Here is a 2104-nt window from a genome sequence, read left to right as displayed (position 1 = left end):
GCGCAGGGGGAGGCGAACGGCGCGCGCGGTGCCGGAAGTCGGGCAGATGAAGGCGGTCGGCATAAGGCCTCGGCGGGACGAGTGGTCCGTCACCGCGAACGAGGCACCCCGCGGCCGGAAAGCCGCAAGGATCAACCACCATCAGGACACCCCGCCCAATGTGCTCGCGCGTGACCACGGCTGACGGCAGGTCTCCTGGCTCGCGGGTCACCGTCCGTCCTGCCGCCTTCCCAGACCTTAAGGCCCAGTGGCTGATGGCAGGGGACTCGCCGCTTACAGTTGCGGGGGCAGCCGCGGCATCGCCGGTTTCCCGACTCACCGCGTTCCCTTTTGATCCCTTGCGGGAACCGTCGCCGGAAACGCTAGCGCGGCCTGTCGATCCGCGTCAACCGGTATCTCCGTGGGGCCGGATCATCCCCCTCGGCGTGCACGGGTGGCGATCCGCTCAGGCGGCGCAGGTGCGCAGGGCGCCGAACCGCACCCGCTGCTCGCCCGTCACGAGCACTCCGAAGCCATCGCGGAAGCGGGCGAGATGGGGCGTTTCCAGATGGGCGTCGAATGCGGCGCGGTCGTCATAGACCTCGTAGAACACCACGGTGGACGTCCCTTCCAGCACGATCACCTCGAACTGCCGGCAGCCGGGCTCGTCGGCCACGGAATGGGCGGCGTCATCGCGCGCCAGGGCGAGGAAAGCGTCGAGGCGGGCGGGCTGAACGTCGAATTCCGCGATCACCACGAAAGACGCCTTGGTCGTGCTCATGGGATTTCCTCGTCCTGTTCCCGGCCCGGCCGGGGGTGCTTGTCCAGAGAGCCTTCAGCGAACCGAACGGCCGCTCGCATGAAGAGAACGCGCGAAAGCAAGCTTTCATAGTATTTCCCGCACGCCATTGCGACAGGAACACGCTCTATTCGAACACCCGCGTCTCCTCCGCCGGGGCGGAGCGGCGGGCGGGGCGGGCGGCGGCGCGACGGAAGGCGGCCGGGGTCTCGCCGAAGCGGGCCTTGAACGCCCGCCCGAAATGGGAACCATCGGCAAAGCCGAGATCCGCGGCGATGCGCGCGGCGGAAAACGGCGTGTTGGCCAGCATCCAGCGGGCGTGGCGCAGGCGCAGCGCCAGATAGCTCTCCTGCGGGCTCTCGCCCAGCCGCTCGGCGAACAGGCGCTCCAGCTGGCGCGGGCTGAGGGCCAGAGCATGGGCGAGCGCCGCGATGGGCAGCGGCTCGGCAAGGTTCTGCTCCATCAGCAGCAGCGCACGGGAGACGCGGGCATCGTCGATGCCGCCGTCGCCACGGCCGCCGTCTCCCGGTCCGCCCCCCAGACGTGGCGCGGGCTGGGCGCTGTCCGCCGTGCGCGGGCGGTCGATCAGCAGGATGTTCAGCGCCTTCTGCGCCACGGCCGAGCCCAGATGCTGGGTGACGAGCTGCGCCGCAAGGTCCGCCACCCCGGCCCCGCCGGAGCAGGTGATGCGGTCGCCATCCACCACAAACAGCTGGTCGGCCACCGGCACGAGGGTGGGGAACTCCTCCAGGAAATCGCGGTAGTGATACCAGCTGACGCAGCATTTGCGCTGCGCCATGAGGCCCAGCCGGCACAGCACGAACGAGCCCGTGCACACCCCCACCAGCGGCACCTTTGCCGTGGCGGCGCGCTGGAGCCAGGCCGCCACCGCGGACGGCAGCGGCGGCATGCCGTGCAGCAGTCCCCCCACCACCACGATGTAGTCGAAGGCGCCGGGATCGCCGAGGTCGGCGGTGGGCTGGATGTCGATGCCGCAGGACGAGCGCGCCGGGCGCCGGCCGGGGCTCATCACCTGCCAGGAACAGCCGATGGGGCGCGAGCGGTCGCCCTCGTCGGCGGCGAGGCGCAGCACGTCCACGAAGCTCGAAAACGCGGTGAGGGTGAAATTGTGCATGAGCACGAAGCCCACGCGCAGCTTCGCGCTCTGGTGCCGGGCGCCCGGCGGCGTTCGGGAGGCGGGCGAATGTCGCATCTGTTCCAGACGAGGGTCGCACCACGCCGAGATCAAGGCGCTTGCGGCGGGCAAGATCGCAGCATCGGCCCCGTCCGGGGGCAGGTCAAGACCGGGCGGGAGGGGTGGTGACG

At 70.4% G+C, this 2104-nt stretch carries 3 protein-coding genes and 1 riboswitch; of the genes, 1 reads left to right on the top strand and 2 read right to left on the bottom strand.

The features are described 5' to 3' along the window. A partial coding sequence (locus K9U40_RS22745; RefSeq protein ID WP_282892364.1) for a hypothetical protein occupies window positions 1–184 on the top strand: 184 nt, incomplete at its 5' end. Next, window positions 169–367, bottom strand: a riboswitch (cobalamin riboswitch). (Overlaps the previous gene by 16 nt.) A gap of 78 nt (window positions 368–445) precedes the next feature. Here the strand turns inward: K9U40_RS22745 and K9U40_RS22740 are convergent. Both K9U40_RS22740 and K9U40_RS22735 read right to left on the bottom strand, forming a co-directional pair. After that, on the bottom strand, window positions 446–760 hold the full coding sequence (locus tag K9U40_RS22740; protein ID WP_282892363.1) for a putative quinol monooxygenase: 315 nt from the start codon (window positions 758–760) through the stop codon (window positions 446–448). 145 nt (window positions 761–905) lie between these two features. After that, window positions 906–1991, bottom strand: a complete 1086-nt coding sequence (locus tag K9U40_RS22735; RefSeq protein ID WP_282892362.1) for a GlxA family transcriptional regulator — start codon at window positions 1989–1991, stop codon at window positions 906–908. Between the last annotated feature and the right edge of the window lie 113 nt (window positions 1992–2104).

It is taken from the genome of Xanthobacter autotrophicus, from assembly GCF_030015065.1.
GTDB classification, from domain to species: Bacteria; Pseudomonadota; Alphaproteobacteria; order Rhizobiales; family Xanthobacteraceae; genus Xanthobacter; species Xanthobacter autotrophicus_D.
Note: the sequence above shows the minus strand (reverse complement) of the source record. Positions and strands in the feature narration are given on the sequence as shown.